Consider the following 18354-nt stretch of genomic DNA (forward strand, 5'->3'; position numbering starts at 1 on the left):
ACGGGCACTGACCGAGCGAGGGCCCATTCTCGCTGCGACGACATCCTGGCTGCTCCCGCTCGCCGGCATGTCTAGACGTCCCCGTTTGGCGAACCTCGACCGACAAGGCTCCCGGCCCAAGAGTCGTCCTCCCGTGTTCTGTCGCCGTTTGGCCCGTCCGGTGACTTGTTCCGGTGACGGACCCCTATCCGGACGAGCCAACGCATCCCCCCGAGTCGGACTCCCTACCCGAACTTCGAACGCCGTCCGCGACAGCGGCCCAGCCCGGATCGCCCTTCTTGAAGCTCCTCACACACTGTCCCGCCTTTTCTCACAATCTTCCTGTTCACACGTTCTCGGCCCTCCACCGCTCCTGCCGCTCACCCCAGTCCCCCAGTCCTCTCGCTGACCCTGCTCCCTTCCTTCTCCGTCTCCTCCATTCGCCACACACCTCTTTCATTCAGGTTCCCCCCTGGCCACTCGCGGCAGTTCGGGCGCCTTGGGGGGTGTGACGATGACACTGCGCAAGCTGGCGGCCGGGTCGGGGTACGAGTACCTCACCAACCAGGTCGCCGCGCTCGACTCGACGGAGAAGGGCGCCACTCCCCTGGCTGACTACTACGCAGCCAAGGGCGAGGCGCCGGGCCGTTGGCTGGGTTCAGGGCTGGTCGGCATCGGCGGGCTCGAAGCCGGCGACGTCGTGACGGCGGAGCAGATGACCCACCTGTTCGGCAGCGGCTGCGATCCGGTCAGTGGGCAACCCTTGGGATCGCCGTACAAGGTGTTCACCAACGAGACCGCAGACGCCTTCGCAGCGCGGGTCGGCGAGCTCCTCGCAGATACGCCGAAGCCGAGTTCGGCTGAGCGGGCAGTGGCGCGGACCATCACGGCCCGCGGGATGTTCGTCGACGAGCACGGTCGCGAGCCGACCGCACCCGAGCTGTCGGCCGCGGTGGCGCGCTACGCGCGAGCCCGTCAGACGGCGGTCGCGGGCTTCGACCTGACGTTCAGTCCGGTGAAGTCGGTCTCCACCTTGTGGGCGATCGCGCCACCGGAGATTGCCCTCAAGATCGAACAGGCTCATGCTGCGGCAATCAACGACGCGTTGGTCTTCATCGAGCAGCACGCGCTCTTCACAAGGGAGGGCAAGGATGGAGCCCGGCAGGTCGAGACGCGCGGACTTATCGCCACCGCGTTCACGCACCGTGACTCTCGGGCCGGCGACCCGGATCTGCACACCCACGTAGCGGTCGCCAACAAGGTGCAGACGAAGCAGGGCAAGTGGCTCTCCATCTACGGGCGGGTGCTGCACCAGCACGTGGTCGCCGCGTCGGAGACGTACAACACCGCACTCGAGCGCCACCTCACGACGACCCTCGGCGTGAGGTTCACCGAACGCCCTGGCGCTCAGCGCGAGAGGCGGCCCATCCGGGAGGTCGTCGGCATCGACCGGGAGCTTTGCGAAGCGTGGTCGAGCAGGCGGGCTGACATTGTCGTCCGGCAGCGCGAATTGGCGCGGGCGTTCCATGAGGCGCACGTACGGTCGCCGACATCGATCGAATCGGTGGCACTCGCCCAGCAGGCGAACCTCGAGACCCGCGAGCGCAAGCACGAACCACGCTCGTTGGGCGATCAGCGCAGGACGTGGCGAGCCGAGGCGATCGAGTTGCTCGGCTCGGAGCGAGCCGTCGAGGCGACCATCCGTGCCGCCCTTCACCTGCCCGAGGACTTTGCACCGGTGTCGATGAAGACCGGCTGGCTCCGTCAGGTGGCTGCAGACACCTTGGCGGAATTGGAGCAGCACCGCGCGACCTGGCAGCGCTGGCACATCTACGCCGAAGTCCAACGGCAGATCCGACGCGCGGATCTGCCGCCCGAGTACCTCCCCGAGATCTCACGCATGATCGCCGACGAGGTCGTCGGCCTGTCGGTCCATCTCAACCCCGACCTGGATTCGATCCCTGAGCCCGGCGCGCTACGCCGGACGGACGGGTCCAGCGTCTACCGACATGCCGGCCGCGACCGCTTCAGCTCGACGCGCGTACTGGAAGCCGAGCAACGCATCGTCAGCGCCGCCGCGGGCACAGACGCCCCGAGATGGACCACCGACGACGTCGAACTAGCCATCCTTGCCGCCCGCATCACGGGCACCGAACTCAACGTCGACCAGCAGCGGCTGGTCCGCGCGATGGCCACGAGCGGCCGGCGCGTGCAGCTCTCAATCGCCCCGGCCGGAGCAGGCAAGACAACAGCGATGCGGGTTCTCGCCAAGGTGTGGACCGAGGCGAGCGCCGACGTGCTCGGGCTCGCCCCGTCTGCAGCCGCCGCGGCCGCACTCCACGACGCCACTGGCATGCCGTGCGAGACGCTCGCCAAGCTCGCGCACGACCTCGACACGCAGCCCGATTCGGCGCTGGCGGCCGCCGTCGGTCCCAACACCTTGCTCGTCGTTGACGAAGCTGGCATGGCCGACACCATCACCCTCGAGCGGATCATCGGCGTAGCGATGGAACGGGGCGCCACGGTCCGGCTGATCGGCGACGACCAACAACTCGCCGCGATCGGCGCCGGCGGAGTCCTGCGCGACATCGCTCGCACCAGTGGCGCCGTACGACTGGAAGAGGTTGTGAGGTTCGACGACCCGATCGAAGCCGAGGCTTCGTTGGCGCTGAGGGAAGGCAACCGCGGGGCGCTCGGCTTCTACCTCGACCACGACCGCATCCACTGCGGGGACCAAGAATCCGTCCTCGCCGACGTCTTCGACGCCTGGCGGCGCGAGCATGAGGCCGGCCGGGACTGTCTGATGCTGGCGCCGACCCACGAACTCGTGAGCGAGCTCAACGAGCGAGCGCGCACCGCGCGGCTCGCGGACGGGATCCCTGACGACGAGCTGCGACTGAGGGACGGTACGCATGCGTCGGTCGGCGACGTCGTGCTCACGCGTTGCAACGAGCGTCGGCTCTCTTTGAGCGGCAGCGACTGGGTCAAGAACGGCGACCGCTGGACCGTCACCGGCATCCGGGACGGCGGCCTGACTGTGCAGCATCGCGACTCCGGACTCGTCACCGTGCTGCCGTCCGAGTACGTCGCCGCCCACGTCGAGCTCGGCTACGCCTCCACAGTCCACACCGCCCAAGGCTTGACCGCCGATGTGATGCACAGCGTCATCACGGGTGAGGAGACCAGGCAACTGCTCTACACAATGCTGACGCGCGGCCGCGTCGAGAACCACGTCCACGTGATCACCGACCACGTGGGCGACGAGCACGAGCTCGAGCTGCCCGGAATCAGCGAACAACTCACGGCCACCGGGGCCGTCGAGCGCGTGGTGGCCCGCGACGGCGCTGCAGTCTCAGCGACCTCCACCCGCCACGACTCGGCTACCCCTGAAGCACGACTCCACGACGCCACCACGAGGTACGCCGACGCAGTGGCCTTGGCCACGCAACGGATTCTCGGCGCCTGGGATGACGAGTCCTCCGCGCCCGGCCCGCTCCCCTGGCTGCCTGACGTGCCGGCCGAGGTGGCCGACCACCCGCGGTGGGGCCCATACCTCGCAGCCCGAGCACGCCTCGTGCACAGCCTCGCGGCTGAGGCCCGCAACCGGGCAGACGCGACGCTGCCCTCTTGGTTCGACGACTACGACGACGTACTCACTCCTGCGCTACGTGCCGATCTCGCGGTCTGGCGGGCAGCACACGGCGTGGCAGCAGGAGAGCGCACCATGACAGGGCCAGTACCCGCGGACGATCGAGCCGCGCGGTATCGCCGAACCCTCCTTCGTGAGATCCACTCCCGGTACGACGACGCAGTCCGTGTATGGGAACGAAGGGTGGTCGAGTACATCGGCCGGCCCGACGAGCACACCCTCGACGTCGCACGCGAACTCGACAAGGTCCGTCGCCAAGGGCACGATCCCGAGCGCCTGCTCAAGCGCGCGATGACCCGGCCGCTGCCGGTGGAGCACCCGACGTCGGCCCTCGCGTATCGGATCCGCAGGCTCTCGCGTCCGAAGCCGGCCGCCGTGCAACGCGGCTGGCAGCCGGCGACGTCCGTGCCTTCGCGGCCACCCGCTCACGGGCCCGGACTCGGGCTGTGAGGGTCAGGCCGGATAGCCGAACTCCTCGAAGTGGTCCCAGAAGTACAGCTCGAGGAGCTCCGCCAACTCCACCGGCGGCAGATCGTGCGTCGCCACGAAGTCCCGCAGGTCGTCAACGATGCGCTGCTCGCGCGCGAACGCTCCAAGCTGGTCGAGGGCCGTTGTCGCCCGTCGGCGCACCGTTCGAGTCGGCATCTTGCGGAAGCGCATGGCATCGTCCACGGCGACGGGAGCGGTGAGCCCGCCCCGACCACGACGGGACGATACGGCGTGCTCATCTGCCGCTGTGGCGAGCTGATGCAGCAGGCTGGCGTCGTGATAGCTGATCGCGCCGGCGAGCAGCGCAGCCTGCACGAGATGCCCCGACTGCGACTCCGCGTTGGTCTCCTGGTCGGGCACGCTGGCCAACGAGTCGAGAACGGCATCGTCGCCACAAACCCACGTGTTGGCCCAGGTTTTGTCGCTCCTGCGCGCCGATTCGCCATGCCCGAGTTCATCCAGCAGTGCGCGGCGGACCCCTCGGAGGATGGTGGCCGCAACGCATCGCTCCACCGGCCGGCTCCTGATCCGCAGCCAAAGCTCGCCCGCCGTCAGTGCGTCGATGTCCGGCGAAAGATCACGTAATCCGTTGGCCACTCGCGTGGCGCCCGGAAGCATCAGCCAGGCCAAGACCAGTGCGGCTTCAGCATCTTCCTGAGCCAGGCGATGCAGATGTACCAGCAGACTGTCCTTGGTGGCTGCGGTCACCTGGCGGGTCCAGCCGGGTAAGGCGAGCAGGTCGTCAACCACCGCCAGCTCGGGATTCTGATGGCACCAGCGCTGCCACGCAACGGCCGCCACCGTCATCGCCGGGCCGTCCACGTCATCCACGCCAAGACAATTCGCCACGCTCATTGCCGCCGCTCCTTCCATCGTCCGGGCAGACGCCTGCCACGGTGCGGGCAGACCCGCTTCACTAGGTAGGTGTGCAGGCATGTCCCGATTTGGCCCGGAATCGCCGTACACACTGCCCATCTGTTGTCCGTGGTTGGTGGCATCTGTGCAGGTGGGAGTGCGAATCGCGCGATCTGGCCATCTAGATCCGGTCGGATATCCTTGGAGCATGTCCGGGCACTCCTTGCTCGTGTATGCCCGCCGTGCGGCCGGGCTGTCGCAGGCCGCGCTCGCACGGCTCGCCGGCACGTCGCAGCCGACCCTGTCGGCGTACGAGCGAGGCACGAAGTCGCCCTCATTGGCTGTCGCCGACCGGATCGTCGAGGCCGCCGGCCACCACCTGGAAGCGGTGTCGAACCTGGAGTTCGTGGAAGTGCCAGGCCAGCATGGCTTGCACCCGTTCTGGCTGGCCAACGAGCCGTGGCGGCTGGATCCGGAACGCGCGTTCAGCACAGTCCTGCTTCCCGGACCCGAGCACCAGTGGCCGGCGCCTCGTCGCCTCTACTACCTGCACGAGCGCGAAGATCGCGCCCGCGCCTACGAGCTGATCCTCCGCGAGGGCAGTCCGACCGACTTGCTCGACTACATCGACGCCACGTTGCTCGTCGACATCTGGAAGGAGCTCGACCTACCCGGTCCCATCCGTCGCGCCTGGCAACCGCTGATCCGCAAGGCCCTGCGAACGAGCCGGCGGCGGCCGGTGCCCCGTGGCGCCGGCCCGTCAACGACGCCGCAGCGCGTCCGGCAAGTTCAGGTGCGTAACATTCGTGATACGCTGGGCCGCGAAGGAGTTGGTGAATGATGACGAAGCACAGCGCATTCTGGGACGACCTGGCTGGCGACCTTGAGGACCCTGGGTTCCTGCGGGAGTACGTCGCCGAGTCGATGCGCATCGCGACCATCGACGCGATCGTCAATGCACTCGATGACGCACGGGAGGCTGCTGGATTGTCGAAAGCTGAGCTCGCCCGGGCCATTCAGGTGGAGCCAGCAACGATCCGAAGGCTCTTCTCCTCCGACAAGACCAATCCAACGCTCGGCACCCTCGCCGAAGTCGCGGCTGCTCTCGGCCTGCGCATCACTGTCGAGCCCATGGGCAAAGACGAGAGAACCCAAGTCACAGGTCCACTTCTCGAAGGACGCGTCGCTGACCCGAAGAAGTTGGCCAAGCACCTCGACACCCTGCGGACGCGCAAGACGAAGGTTCCCGCCTGACGATCAGACAATTGAGCGAGGGTTGCGCTTGCGGTACTCCTCGCCGAGAGCCCGAACCTCGGCGTAATCCTTGTTTGGCAACACAGTGCGGAACGGCTTGTCTCGACCATCGATGACCACCAGCAGCGGCTTCTCGCGGCCCATGGCCTCGTAGTCGAGCAAGCAGAACAAGCGGTAATGGTGGCGACCTGGACCGTCGGAGCGCACCTCGAACCACCCACTCATCTCGCCCTTCATCGCCTCCCAGTAACCGCCACCAGAGAAGCGCTTGGGTGGCGCCGTGGCGACGGCGACGAGTGCGGCGCGCATCTTCGCCCGAACCGTTGTTGGATAGCCGTTGAGCGCTTCACGGCCTGGGGTCGCCTGCTTCGGATCGTCATCTCTGTGGCGCCTGAAGAAGACGATCTCGTGTTCATCGTCTGGTGACGGCCCGGTGCGCACCGCAGGCACCTTCGGCTGTGACTTCCTTTGCTTCCGGCGGTCGCGTGGGTCTGGGCTCATCGCGGCTCATCTTCGCCGCGCACACCGACAAGCGCGGACAAGCGCTTGGCAATCTCGGTGTCGCGGTCGGCGGCGGCGTGTTGGTAGCGCATGGCCGCACCGGGAGTGGAGTGACCCAAACGCCCCATGAGTTCGGCAAGCGTCGCGCCGGTCTGCGCGGCCAATACGGCTCCGGTGTGGCGCAGATCGTGCCAGCGCAGATCCTCACGTCCCGCCGCCTTCCGAGCCGGGTAGTAGACCTTGTACAGCGTCGACGGTGCCATGTGGGCGTCGTGGTCGGCGGCGGCCGAGAACAGCAACGCGTCCTTGCCAGGACCCGTGTAGTCCTTGAGGTGAGCACTCACGAGTGGCAGCAGGTGCGGCGGGATGGCCACGTCTCGAATCCCGGCGTCGGTCTTCGGCAGGCCGACGATCATCTGGCCGTCGGCACGGACGACGGCGCGGCGGATCTTGACCTGCTTGGTCCGCAGATCGATGTCGCCCCGTCGGAGCTCGGCAAGCTCACCGAAACGCATGGCGCACCAAGCGGCCAGCAGTGCCATCAGTTGGTATCGCGTCGGCAGCTCGTCAACGATCGTCTCGAGCTCCTGCAGGGATGCCGGCCTGACCTTGTGCACGCGTTTGGTATTGCCCGCTCCCCTGATGTGCGCCGGGTTGTACGGGATGAACGCGCGCGGCCTCTCGGTCGCGGCACTCGTGAAGATCGTCCGCAGCAGGCTGTACGCCTGTGCCCGGATCGTCTCGCGGCCGGGGGCCAGGGCGTCGTACCACTTGTTGACGTCGTCGGCCGAGATCCGGTCGACGCGCTCGTCCCCGAAGGTCGGGTAGATGAACTTGTCGAGGAGCATCCGATATTGCTGCCGCGTCGTCGGGCGGAGTTCGCGGCCGCGGGTCTTCCTGGTCTCCAACCACAAGTCGCCGTACGCGCGCATCGTCGGTGCCGTCCGGCGAGCGGCGCCCCGGGCGGCAACGTCGGGCGCCCAGACCTCCATCTCGATCTCCGCGCGCCGGGCGGACAGCCAGGCAATGGCGTCATCCCGCGCACCGAAGGTCACCGGACCGCGGTAGAGCCGTCCGTCCGGACCGGTGTAGCCGGCGCGATAGCGACCGGATGCCAACTTCTCGATCCGCCCGAATCCACGCCTCGTGCGCCGCTGTTCGTTGACCAACTTTTTCGCCCCCAGTATCGCCTTTCGTGGAACAAGCGAGGAATAGTGGCGTCAAAACGTGTCCGGGACTGTCCGGTCTTGTCCAGACCCAAAATGGCCTCTGACCTGCGAGTTTACGTCAAATCAACCCGCATTCGGAACACTCCAGATGACCCGCTTCTCAAAGGTTCAAACCCAGTATCGCCCACCAACAGACGAAGGCCCCGCAGGAATGCGGGGCCTTCCTCCATGTGGCGGCTCAGTGACGGGATGGGGCGACCACACCCCCGTGGTGGTCGCCCCTCCCCCGTCATTCCTCCGGCAGGCCGTGCCCGCGCGCGGCGTAGATCTCGAGGACCTGCTCGCGCGGAATGACCCCGCACCGGTCGGCCCACGCCTGCCAGGCCTCGGCGAGGGTGGCGATGAGGTCGGGGTGCTCCGAGGCACGGTCGTCGAGCTCGGTGCGGTCGGCCTCGATGTCGTAGAGCTCCCACTCGCCGCGGTGCTTCCTGACGAGCTTCCACCGGCCGCGGCGTACGGCGCAGTTGCCCTCGTGCTCCCAGAAGAGGTCGCGGTCGTCGGCACTCCCCTCGCCCCGCAGCGCGGAGAGCAGGCTGACGCCCTCCGCATCCGGGATCGCCGCGCCGTTGCGCTCCTTCGGGTATCGGGCACCCGCCGCCTCGGCGATCGTCGGCAGCACGTCGACGAGCTGGCTCGGCACGGTGCACAGCGAGCCGTCGGTCGGCAGCCCGACAGGCCAGTGCGCGATGAACGGCGTCGAGATGCCGCCCTCGTGCACCCAGTGCTTGTACTCGCGGAACGGCGTGTTGGAGAGGTTGGCCCAGGACCGGCCGTAGGACATGTACGTGGACTCGGGGCCCGGGACGAGCGCCGGGTCGTTGCCGGGCACGACCGGCTCGCCCTCGCGGGTCGTCTCCTGCAGCGGGACGAACGCGGTGACGAACTCGCGCGCGCCGTCGCCCGGCGGCATCTCCTCGGCGCACCCGCCGTTGTCGGAGAGGAACACCACGAGCGTGTTGTCGAGCCGGCCGGTCCTCTCGAGCTGGTCGAGCACGCGCCCGATCCCCTGGTCCATCCGGTCGACCTGGGCGGCGTACGTCGCCATCCGGGACGCCTCCCACTCGCGGTCGACGACGTCCTCCCACGCCGGCACCCGCTCGTCACGCGGGGTCAGCGGCCACGAGGCGTCGATGATCCCCTCCTTCACGAGCCTCTCCAGCCGCTCCTCCCGGAGCTGGTCCCACCCGGCGTCGAAGCGACCGGCGTAGCGCGCGATGTCCTCGTCGTGGGCGTGCAGCGGCCAGTGCGGCGCGGTATAAGCGAGGAAGAGGAAGAAGGGGTCGTCGCCGCGCTGCTCGTCGTGCTCGGCGAGGAACTCGACCGCGGTGTCGGAGATCGCGTCGGTGTAGAACCAGCCCGGCTCCTCGGCCTCGTGCTCGATGTTGGTCTCCTGCCGCACGAGCGTGCGCGGTCGGTAGAACGAGCCCGCACCCTCGAGCGTGCCGAAGAAGCGGTCGAAGCCGCGTCGGGTGGGCCAGGCCGGGTTGGGGGTGTCCATGTCGACGGCGAGGTGCCACTTGCCGGAGAGGTACGTCGCGTAGCCCGCGTCGCGGCACACCTCCGCGACCGTCGCGCACTCCTCGCTGAGGTTGCCGGGGTAGCCGTCGGGCGCGTCGTCGAAGTTGAGGATGCCGATCCCGACCTGGTGCGGGTGGAGCCCGGTGAGCAGCGAGGCGCGCGACGGGCTGCACCGCGCGGTGTTGTAGAACTGCGTCATCCGGACCCCGCCGCTGGCCAGCCGGTCGAGGGACGGCGTGCGCACCTCACCGCCGTAGGACGCGATGTCGGAGAAGCCCATGTCGTCGGCCAGGATCAGCAGGACGTCGGGCCGCCCCTCGCGTGCGCTCATCGACCGGCGCCCACGGACTCGCGCGTGGTGTCGTACGCCGATGCGTCCCGCAGGTCGCGTCGGTGGGTCTCCGGGAGGAAGTACACCGAGACCAGCGAGATCAGGGCCATCGCCATCACGTAGATCGCGACCGGCCAGACCGAGCCGCTCCACGCGCTGACGAGCGACGTGCCGATCAGGGGGGCGACGGCGCCGGTCGGGATCACGCCGATCTGGTAGACCGCGCTCATCCCGGAGTAGCGCACGCGCGTCGGGAAGACCTCGGCGAACATCGCGCCCTCCGGGCCGAACATGATGCAGGCCGCGAGGCCCCAGCCGACGACGACGCCGAGGGTGATGAGCGCAGCGTTCTCGGTGTTCACGAGCGCGAAGATCGGGACGGCGCTCACCAGCGCGAGCCCGGCACCGGTCGCGAAGACCGGTCGACGGCCGAACCGGTCGGAGAGGCGGCCCGCGACCAGGATCGTGAAGAAGCCGACGACCGAGGCGACCAGCAGCGCGTCGAGGACGACGGACGCGGCCAGCCCGAGCACGGTGACGGTGTAGGTGACCAGGAACGCGTTGTAGATGTTGAAGGTGACGCTCTCGCTCACTCGCGCGCCCATCGCGAGCAGGGTGACCTTGGGGTGCTTGCGGAACACCTCGACGAGGGCAGCGCTGCCTTCTCGTCGGCCTCCTCGATCTCCTTGAAGGCCGGCGGCTCGTCGATCTTGAGCCGGATCACCAGGCCCACCGCGACCAGCACGATCGACACGAGGAACGGCACGCGCCAGCCCCACGACTGGAAGTCGTCCTCGGGGAGCTGGGTCACGGCGGTGACCGCGAGGGTCGAGGTCAGCAGGCCGATCGGCACACCGAGCTGGGGCCACGACGAGAACCAGCCGCGCTTGTCGTCCGGGGCGTGCTCGACGCAGAGCAGGACCGCGCCGCCCCACTCGCCCCCGAGGCCGATGCCCTGCAGCATGCGGAGGAGGAGCAGCAGCATCGGGGCCGCGACACCGATCGCGGCGTAGTTGGGCAGCAGGCCCATCGCAAAGGTGGAGAGGCCCATGATGAGCATCGTCAGCACCAGCATCTTCTTGCGACCGACCCGGTCGCCGAAGTGGCCGAAGATGAAGCCGCCGAGCGGGCGGGTGACGAACCCCGCCGCGAAGGTGGCGAAGGAGAGCATCGTGCCGACCAGCGGGTCGACCGTCGGGAAGAACTGCCCGTTGAAGACCAGCGCGGCCATCGTCCCGTAGAGGAAGAAGTCGTACCACTCGACGACGGAGCCGAGCAGGCTCGCGCCCGCCACACGTCGGATCTCGGACTGGTCCGACCCGGACTCGGGTGCGGCGACGGTTGCCATGCGGTTCTCCTTGCGATGTGTCCCGATTTGCGGGACAGTGGTACCCCACGTGGGACACTGCTGATCAGTCTTGGACGGCCGCACGGGCCTGTCAAGGTGTGCCCGACATCCCCTGTCACCGAGCGAGGAGTGCGCGCGTGCCCCTGTCACCGAGCAGCGACGGGTCCCCGCCCGAGGAGCGTGGCCTGCTGCGCCGCGCCGTGGCGGTGCTCGACTCGCTCGCGGACGACGCCGCCACCCCGAGCGTGCGCGCGATCGCCGAGAGGACCGGGCTGTCGAAGTCCGCGGTGCAGCGCATCCTGGTCGAGCTCGAGTCCGTCGACCTCGCCGTGCAGGACCCGGCGTCGCGGCGCTACCGCCTCGGCCCGCGCACGCTCGCGCTCGGCGCGGCCTACCAGCGCGGCCTGAGCCTGCACGCCGCGGCGGTCGGGCCGATGACGGAGCTGGTCGCGGAGGTGTCGGAGACCGTGGGCCTCTCCGTGGGCCGGGCGGACCGGATGATCCACGTCGAGCAGGTCGAGGCCCAGCGCCGGCTCAGCGCCCGCTTCGACGTCGGCCGCCCGCTCCCCCTGTGGTTCGGCGCCCCGGCGCGGGTGCTGCTCGCCGAGCGGTCGGACGACGACATCTCGCGCGTCCTCGAGGTCCGCGAGCTCACCGACATCGAGCCTGCCGACCCGCCGACGGCTGCCGAGCTGCGGCGTCAGGTGGACGACGTACGCCGGACCGGGCACGCGCGAGCGTTCGGCGAGACGATCGAGGGCGTGCACACGCTGTCGGTCCCGGTGCGCGACGCACTCGGCGACCTGGCGGCCGTGCTGTCGATCACCGCGCCGTCGGACCGGCTGCCGGTCGAGCGGATGGACGAGCTGCTGCCCCGCCTCCGGGACGCCGCCGCCCGGATCTCGGCCAGCCTCGGCCACCGCGTCGGAGCCGTCGGGCCGTAACGACGATGTAACTCCATCTGGTGTCACCACGAAACATGTCGTGCCTACCTTCGAGGTCATCGAACGGCACGACGACGTGCCGGTGGCGCCCTCTGGGCTGGGACCGAGAGGGGACGGCATGCACCTGACGCCCGCCGACACCGAGAAGCTCCTCCTCGCCGTCGCCGGCATGGTGGCGCGCGACCGCCTCGACCGGGGCGTCCTGCTCAACCACCCCGAGACGGTGGCCCTGCTCAGCACGTGGGTTATCGAGCGCGCGCGGGAAGGTGCGAGCGTGGCCGACCTCATGGACCGCGGTCGCCACGTGCTCACCCGTGACCAGGTGATGCCGCAGGTCGCAGCGATGCTCACCGACGTGCAGGTCGAGGCGACCTTCCCCGACGGCCGCAAGCTCGTCACGCTCCACCAACCCATCGCGTGATCCCGCGCCGATCGCCGAGACAGGAGGAGACCAGTGGCCGACCTGCCCACCGGACCCGGTGAGATCCGGACCCAGGACGGAACCGTCGTGCTCAACGCGGACCGGACGGAGGACGAACGCATCGACCTCGTCATCCTGAACACGGGTGACCGGCCCGTCCAGATCGGCTCGCACATCCACCTGCCGGACGTGAACGCGGCGCTCTCCTTCGACCGCGAGGCGGCCGCGGGCTTCCGGCTCGACGTCCCGTCCGGCACCAGCAGGCGGTTCGAGCCGGGTGCGTCACAGGAGGTCCAGGCCGTCGCGCTCCGAGGCCTGCGGCGCGTGCCCGGGATCCAGGTGCGGGCCATCGATGGTTGAGATCAGCCGGCGCGCCTACGCCGCCCTCTACGGACCGACGGCCGGCGACCAGGTGCGTCTCGCTGACACCGACCTGTGGATCGAGGTCGAGCAGGACCTCACCTTCGGCGGCGAGGAATCGGTCTTCGGCGGGGGGAAGTCGATCCGCGAGTCGATGCACCAGTCCACGGCCTCGCGCGCGGAAGGTGCCCTGGACACGGTGATCACCAGCGCCGTGGTCCTGGACCACTGGGGCATCGTCAAGGCCGACGTCGGCATCCGCGACGGGCGCGTCGTCGCGCTGGGCCGCAGCGGCAACCCCGACATCGCTGACGGTGTGCACCCCGACCTCGTCATCGGCCCGTCCACGGACGTCATCTCCGGCGAGGGGAAGATCCTCACGGCCGGCGGGATCGACGTGCACGTCCACTTCCTCTCGCGCTCGCAGGTCCACGAGGGGCTCGCCACCGGGCTCACCACCCTGGGCGGCGGCGGGACCGGCCCCTCCGAGGGCTCGAAGGCGACGACCGTGACGCCCGGCGCGTGGCACCTGCGCACCGTGCACCGCGCGCTGGATCCCCTGCCGGTCAACGTGCTGTTGATGGGCAAGGGCAACACCGTGTCCGCCGCGGCGCTCGCCGAGCAGGCCCTCGCGGGCGCGGCCGCCTACAAGGTCCACGAGGACTGGGGCTCGACACCGGCGGCCATCGACGCGGCGCTCCGCGCGGCCGACGAGCACGGCCTGCAGGTCGCCCTGCACTCCGACAGCCTCAACGAGGCGGGCTACCTCGAGTCCACGCTCCGGGCGATCGGCGGGCGATCGATCCACGCCTTCCACGCCGAGGGGGCCGGCGGCGGGCACGCGCCCGACATCGTGCGCGTGGCCGGGGAGCCGTACGTGATCCCGGGCTCGACCAACCCGACCCTCCCGCACACGGTCAACACGGTCGCCGAGCACCTCGACATGCTGATGGTCTGCCACCACCTCAACCCCCGCGTCCCGGAAGACCTCGCGTTCGCCGAGTCCAGGATCCGGGCGACCACGATCGCGGCCGAGGACGTGCTGCACGACATCGGCGCCATGTCGATCACGTCCTCCGACGCCCAGGCCATGGGGCGCATCGGCGAGGTGATCACCCGCACCTGGCAGGTGGCGCACACCATGAAGGCCAGGTTCGGCGTGCTCGGCACCGGACCGGCGGACAACGAGCGCGCTCGACGCTACGTCGCCAAGTACACGATCAACCCGGCCATCGCCCACGGCATCGACCACGAGGTCGGGTCGGTGGAGGCCGGCAAGCTCGCGGACCTCGTCCTCTGGGACCCCCGCTTCTTCGGCGTACGTCCGTCGATCGTGCTCAAGGCAGGGGCGATCGTGTACGCCGCGCTCGGCGACCCGAACGCCTCGATCCCGACCCCCCAGCCCGTCCTCATGCGACCGACCCTGGTCGAGGCCGACGGTGCCGACCACTCCGTCACCTTCGTCGCGCGGTCGGCGCTCGAGTCCGGGCTGGCCGCCGACCTGGGCCTCCGGCGACGGCTGGCAGCCGTGCGCCCGACGCGCGACGTGGGCAAGGCGCAGATGGTCAACAACGACGCCCTCCCGGTCATCAAGGTGGACCCCGAGACGTTCGCCATCGACATCGACGGCGAACGGGTCGTGCCTGTCCCGGCGTCGTGGCTCCCCCTGGCCCAGCTCTACACGATGTTCTGAGTGGTCGTGGACCACGTGCCGAGCGACCTCCTGCTCATGCTGCTCGCCGATGCGCGCCTGCCGGTGGCCGGCCACACCCAGTCGGCCGGGCTCGAAGGTGCGGTCCAGCACGGGTTGACCGGCGCCGACGTCCCGCTCTACATCTCGGCCCGGCTCGCCACGACCGTCCGGGTCGAGGCCGGCACCGCGGTCGTCGCCCTCCACCACCTCACCCACGCGCTGCCGCTCGAGCCCGTCGTGGCGGCGTGGGCGGCGCGCACGCCCAGCCACGCGCTGAGGCGCGCCTCCCGGATGCAGGGCCGGGCCCTGAGCCGCCTCACCACCCGGCTCTGGCCGGACGAGGAGCCCGTCCGTCGGGTGTCCGGGCTCGACGGCTGCCCGCGCGCAGTGGCCCTCGCCGGCGCAGCTGCGGCTGCGGGCCTCGAGGCCGTGGCCCTGGCACGGCTCGTCGGCTACGACGACGTCCAGACCGTCGCCTCCGCGTCGCTCAAGCTGCTCCCCCTCGACCCGGCCGAGACCACCGCGTGGGTGCACGGCGCCCTGCCCGCAGTGGCGGGGGCCGCAGCGGCCCTGGCCGGGCTCACCGACCCCCGCGACATCCCGGCGACCGCCGCACCCCAGACCGAGGTGTGGGCCCAGGCCCACGCCCACAGCACCAGGAGGTTGTTCAGTGCCTGACCTGTCCCCCACCCGTGGCCTTCGACTAGGGGTCTGCGGCCCCGTCGGCACCGGCAAGAGCTCGCTCATCGCCCTGCTGTGCCGCGAGCTCGCCGGCCGGATGTCGCTCGCCGTCGTCACCAACGACATCTACACCGACGAGGACGCCCGCTTCCTGCGTGCCTCCGGCGTGCTGGCGCCCGAGCGGATCCGCGCAGTCGAGACCGGGGCGTGTCCGCACACCGCCATCCGGGACGACATCACCGCCAACCTGCTGACGGTCGAGGAGCTCGAGGAGGAGTTCGCTCCCGACCTGGTGCTGATCGAGTCCGGGGGCGACAACCTCACCGCGACGTTCTCACCGGCGCTCGTCGACACCCAGGTCTTCGTGCTGGACATCGCCGGCGGGGGCGACGTGGCGCGCAAGGGCGGGCCGGGCATCGAGCGCGCCGACCTGCTGGTCATCAACAAGACCGACCTCGCGCCCCACGTCGGAGTCGACCGGGACCGCATGGTGGCTGACGCGGAGGCAGCGCGCGACGGACGCACGGTGATCCCCCTGTCCCGCACCGACCTCGACTCCGTGGCCGCACTGACCGCGTGGGTCACCGCCGAGGTCGTCCGGCACCGCGCCGGCGACCTGGTGCCCACCGACCCCGGCCCGATGGCCGCGCACACCCACGGCCACACCCACGATCACGACCATGACCACCCTGCTGCCTGACCGCGCGACCGCCCGCAGCACCAGGCTCTCCGTCACGCCGACCGATGGACGCGTCCACGTCCGGATCGCCACACCAGGCAACCCGGACGCCCCCTGCCTCCGCCCGATCCTGCTCGACAGCGGGCACCGTCATGCTCGCGTGGCACTCGTCCCGGACGGCGCGCTGCTGCTGGCGGGCGACGCCGTACGCCTCGACCTCGAGGTCGGGCACGGGGTCCGGCTCGAGGTGATCGAGCCCTCCGGCACGGTCGCCTTCGACATGCGGGGCGGCGAGGCCTCGTGGGACGTACGCATCGGCCTGGCACCGGACGCCACGCTGGTGTGGGCGGGAGAGCCGTTCGTGGTCTCCTCCGGTGCGCGCGTGCGCCGCAGCACGAGCGTCGACCTGGACGTCGGGGCGCGGCTGCTGCTGCGCGAGACCCTTGTGATGGGGCGGCACGGCGAGCGCGGCGGCCACCTCGAGCAGCAGTGGTCCGCGCACGGGCCCGACGGCGTACCCCTCCTGGTCGAGGAGACGGTCCTGGACGAGCGGTCACACCGTCCCGGCATCCTCGGCGGGCACCGGGCGCTCGGCACCGTCGTCGCACTGGGAGCCGTGATCGACCCCGACCTGTGCCCCGAGGGACGACTCGACCTCGAGTGCGCAGGGACGGTGTGGCGTGGCCTGAGCCACGAGGCCCACCGCGCCGTGCCCCGGGAGGCGTGGCAGGCAGCGGTCGTGGCGTGGTGACCGACGCTCAGAACTCGTAGCCGAACTCGCGGATCGTCCTCCTGAACCGCTCGGCCACGATCTCGGCGTCGCCGGGGCCGTAGAGCTTGCGGTAGTGCGGGCCGCTGCCCTGCTTCGCGTGCGGGAGGTCGAGGTCGAGGCCGAGCCGCTGCGAGAGGTCCTCGACCGCGGCCGGCAGCTCCTCGTAGCGGTAGACCCGATCGACGACGACCTGGCCGTCCATGCGGTAGAGCCGCTCGTTGAGGGCGAGCCGGTCGAGTCGGCGCGGCGTGCGGACGAACTCGGCGAAGGACTTGGTGAAGCTCGGCTTGCGCGCGCTGTAGCGCCACGAGGAGGCGACCACGTCGAACGGGTTCCGCTCGACGGCGAAGGTGAAGTAGTCGTCCCAGGTCTCGCGGCCGATCACCTTGACGACGCGGCGCGCGCCCATGTGGGCGTACGAGCTCGGCGACGTGTCGTCGTTCTGCGGCGGCACTCCCCCGGCGGCCGCGCGGAGCTCCTCGTCGGCCGGGCTGATCCGGGTGACGATGTCGTCGGGCCCGCAGTGGCGCGACAGCGCGATCTCCAGGCTGGTGCCGGCCGTCTTGCGGGTCTTGACGAAGACGAAGCGGTGACGGTGCGAGCAGATCAACGGATCAGTCGTCCTCGTCGGCGAGGTCCTCGCCGTGCGTGCCGGGGCGCGGCGCCCACGGCAGCTCCTTGGCGGGGCGTACGACGATGAGGCGGTCGCCGCGGGCGAGCAGCGAGACCACCGGGTCGAAGTAGCGGTAGACCTTCTCGTCCCGCACGACGGCGATGACCTGGTCCGGCAGGCGCTGCGGCTGCTTGCCGACCTCGTTGACGAGCAGGTCGCGCTCGGCGACCTCGAGACCCTCGCCGTAGGTCATCAGGTCCTCCATCACCGAGCCGAGCGTCGGCGACATCGACGACAGGCCGAGCAGCCGCCCGACGGCGTCGGAGGACGTGATAACCGAGTTGGCGCCGGACTGGCGCATCAGCGGGACGTTCTCGTGCTCGCGCACGGCGGCGACGATCCAGGCGTCGGGGTTGAGCTGGCGGACCGTCAGCGTGACGAGCACGTTGGAGTCGTCGCGATCGGTGGTGATGATGACGTGGGTGGCCTTCTCCACCTCCGCCTGGCGCAGCACGCCGCGACGGGTGGCGTCACCGGCGATCACGACCATGCCGTCGCGGTTGCCGTCGGCGACGGCGACCGGGCTCGGATCCACCACCGTGATGGCTTCGCGGGCGTAGCCGTTGTTGACGAGGGTCTCGATCGCGCTGCGGCCCTTGGTGCCGTAGCCGACGACGACGACGTGCTGGTCCATCTTGTTCCTCCATCGGGAGACCCGGATCATCTCGCGTCCCTGGGAGGCGAGGACCTCGAGGGTGGTGCCGATCAGCAGGACCAGGAAGGCGATGCGGGCCGGTGTGATCACCAGCGCGTTGACCAGCCTGGCCTGGGGTGTGAACGGGGCGATGTCGCCGTAGCCGGTCGTGCTGAGCGTGACGGTCGTGTAGTAGAACGCGTCGAGCAGGCTGATCTCGTTGTTCGGGTCGTTCCCGTCGACGTAGCCCTCGCGGTCGAAGTAGACCAGCAGCACCGTGCCCACCAGGATCGCGAGCGCCATCAGCAGCCGCCGGGCCAGCTCCCACCACGGTGAACGGTTGC

Annotated in this window: 18 protein-coding genes; 10 read left to right on the plus strand and 8 right to left on the minus strand. The window is 69.8% G+C overall.

Going from position 1 to position 18354, the window contains the following annotated elements:
• Positions 1–493 precede the first annotated feature (493 nt).
• On the plus strand, positions 494–4078 hold the full coding sequence (mobF, locus tag EUA06_RS17780) for a MobF family relaxase (RefSeq protein WP_129478278.1): 3585 nt from the start codon (positions 494–496) through the stop codon (positions 4076–4078).
• Between the two features lie 3 nt (positions 4079–4081).
• Here mobF and EUA06_RS17785 read toward each other — a convergent pair whose 3' ends face one another.
• Positions 4082–4948, minus strand: coding sequence for a hypothetical protein (locus EUA06_RS17785; protein ID WP_129478280.1), 867 nt, complete (start codon positions 4946–4948; stop codon positions 4082–4084).
• Between the two features lie 232 nt (positions 4949–5180).
• Between EUA06_RS17785 and EUA06_RS17790 the strand changes: the two genes are divergently transcribed.
• A complete protein-coding gene (locus EUA06_RS17790) occupies positions 5181–5813 on the plus strand; it encodes a helix-turn-helix domain-containing protein (protein WP_129478282.1) in 633 nt (210 codons plus the stop codon).
• On the plus strand, positions 5810–6226 hold the full coding sequence (locus tag EUA06_RS17795) for a helix-turn-helix domain-containing transcriptional regulator (RefSeq protein WP_207208418.1): 417 nt from the start codon (positions 5810–5812) through the stop codon (positions 6224–6226). Before EUA06_RS17790 ends, EUA06_RS17795 begins: the two co-directional genes overlap by 4 nt.
• A 3-nt stretch (positions 6227–6229) precedes the next feature.
• On the opposite strand, the gene EUA06_RS17800 is transcribed toward EUA06_RS17795, so the two are convergent.
• The 5 genes from EUA06_RS17800 to EUA06_RS23260 form a co-directional block, all read right to left on the minus strand.
• On the minus strand, positions 6230–6667 hold the full coding sequence (locus EUA06_RS17800; protein WP_129478284.1) for a hypothetical protein: 438 nt from the start codon (positions 6665–6667) through the stop codon (positions 6230–6232).
• Positions 6668–6723: 56 nt separating this feature from the next.
• The gene (locus EUA06_RS17805) at positions 6724–7896 is read right to left on the minus strand and encodes a tyrosine-type recombinase/integrase (protein WP_129478286.1); all 1173 of its coding nucleotides are present in this window, start codon (positions 7894–7896) and stop codon (positions 6724–6726) included.
• A gap of 289 nt (positions 7897–8185) precedes the next feature.
• Positions 8186–9805 (minus strand): arylsulfatase, encoded by a 1620-nt coding sequence (locus EUA06_RS17810; protein ID WP_129478288.1) that lies wholly within the window; start codon positions 9803–9805, stop codon positions 8186–8188.
• A complete protein-coding gene (locus EUA06_RS23255) occupies positions 9802–10446 on the minus strand; it encodes an MFS transporter (RefSeq protein WP_129478290.1) in 645 nt (214 codons plus the stop codon). Before EUA06_RS23255 ends, EUA06_RS17810 begins: the two co-directional genes overlap by 4 nt.
• Entirely contained in the window at positions 10395–11153 is a 759-nt protein-coding gene (locus EUA06_RS23260) for an MFS transporter (protein ID WP_129478292.1), read from the minus strand. The genes EUA06_RS23255 and EUA06_RS23260 overlap by 52 nt, the downstream gene beginning before the upstream one ends.
• A 137-nt stretch (positions 11154–11290) precedes the next feature.
• Between EUA06_RS23260 and EUA06_RS17825 the strand changes: the two genes are divergently transcribed.
• From EUA06_RS17825 to EUA06_RS17855, 7 genes are all read left to right on the plus strand, one after another.
• Positions 11291–12097 (plus strand): IclR family transcriptional regulator, encoded by an 807-nt coding sequence (locus EUA06_RS17825; RefSeq protein WP_165354437.1) that lies wholly within the window; start codon positions 11291–11293, stop codon positions 12095–12097.
• Positions 12098–12215: 118 nt separating this feature from the next.
• Complete coding sequence (locus EUA06_RS17830; protein ID WP_129478296.1) at positions 12216–12518, plus strand: urease subunit gamma; 303 nt, start codon at positions 12216–12218, stop codon at positions 12516–12518.
• Between the two features lie 33 nt (positions 12519–12551).
• The gene (gene ureB / locus EUA06_RS17835; protein ID WP_129478298.1) at positions 12552–12878 is read left to right on the plus strand and encodes an urease subunit beta; all 327 of its coding nucleotides are present in this window, start codon (positions 12552–12554) and stop codon (positions 12876–12878) included.
• A complete protein-coding gene (locus tag EUA06_RS17840) occupies positions 12871–14571 on the plus strand; it encodes an urease subunit alpha (RefSeq protein ID WP_129478299.1) in 1701 nt (566 codons plus the stop codon). Before ureB ends, EUA06_RS17840 begins: the two co-directional genes overlap by 8 nt.
• Positions 14572–15249, plus strand: coding sequence for an urease accessory protein UreF (locus EUA06_RS17845; RefSeq protein WP_242498225.1), 678 nt, complete (start codon positions 14572–14574; stop codon positions 15247–15249).
• Positions 15242–15952, plus strand: coding sequence for an urease accessory protein UreG (gene ureG, locus EUA06_RS17850; RefSeq protein WP_129478301.1), 711 nt, complete (start codon positions 15242–15244; stop codon positions 15950–15952). The genes EUA06_RS17845 and ureG overlap by 8 nt, the downstream gene beginning before the upstream one ends.
• Positions 15933–16682 carry an urease accessory protein UreD gene (locus EUA06_RS17855; protein WP_129478303.1) on the plus strand — a complete coding sequence of 250 codons (750 nt, stop codon included), beginning with the start codon at positions 15933–15935 and terminating at the stop codon, positions 16680–16682. Before ureG ends, EUA06_RS17855 begins: the two co-directional genes overlap by 20 nt.
• Positions 16683–16689: 7 nt before the next feature.
• On the opposite strand, the gene EUA06_RS17860 is transcribed toward EUA06_RS17855, so the two are convergent.
• Together EUA06_RS17860 and EUA06_RS17865 are read right to left on the minus strand one after the other, a co-directional pair.
• Entirely contained in the window at positions 16690–17313 is a 624-nt protein-coding gene (locus EUA06_RS17860) for a hypothetical protein (protein WP_129478305.1), read from the minus strand.
• Positions 17314–17317: 4 nt separating this feature from the next.
• Positions 17318–18313: a potassium channel family protein gene (locus EUA06_RS17865; RefSeq protein ID WP_129478536.1), complete on the minus strand. Its 996-nt coding sequence runs from the start codon at positions 18311–18313 to the stop codon at positions 17318–17320.
• Between the last annotated feature and the right edge of the window lie 41 nt (positions 18314–18354).

Source organism: Nocardioides glacieisoli, assembly GCF_004137245.1.
GTDB classification, from domain to species: domain Bacteria; phylum Actinomycetota; class Actinomycetes; order Propionibacteriales; family Nocardioidaceae; genus Nocardioides; species Nocardioides glacieisoli.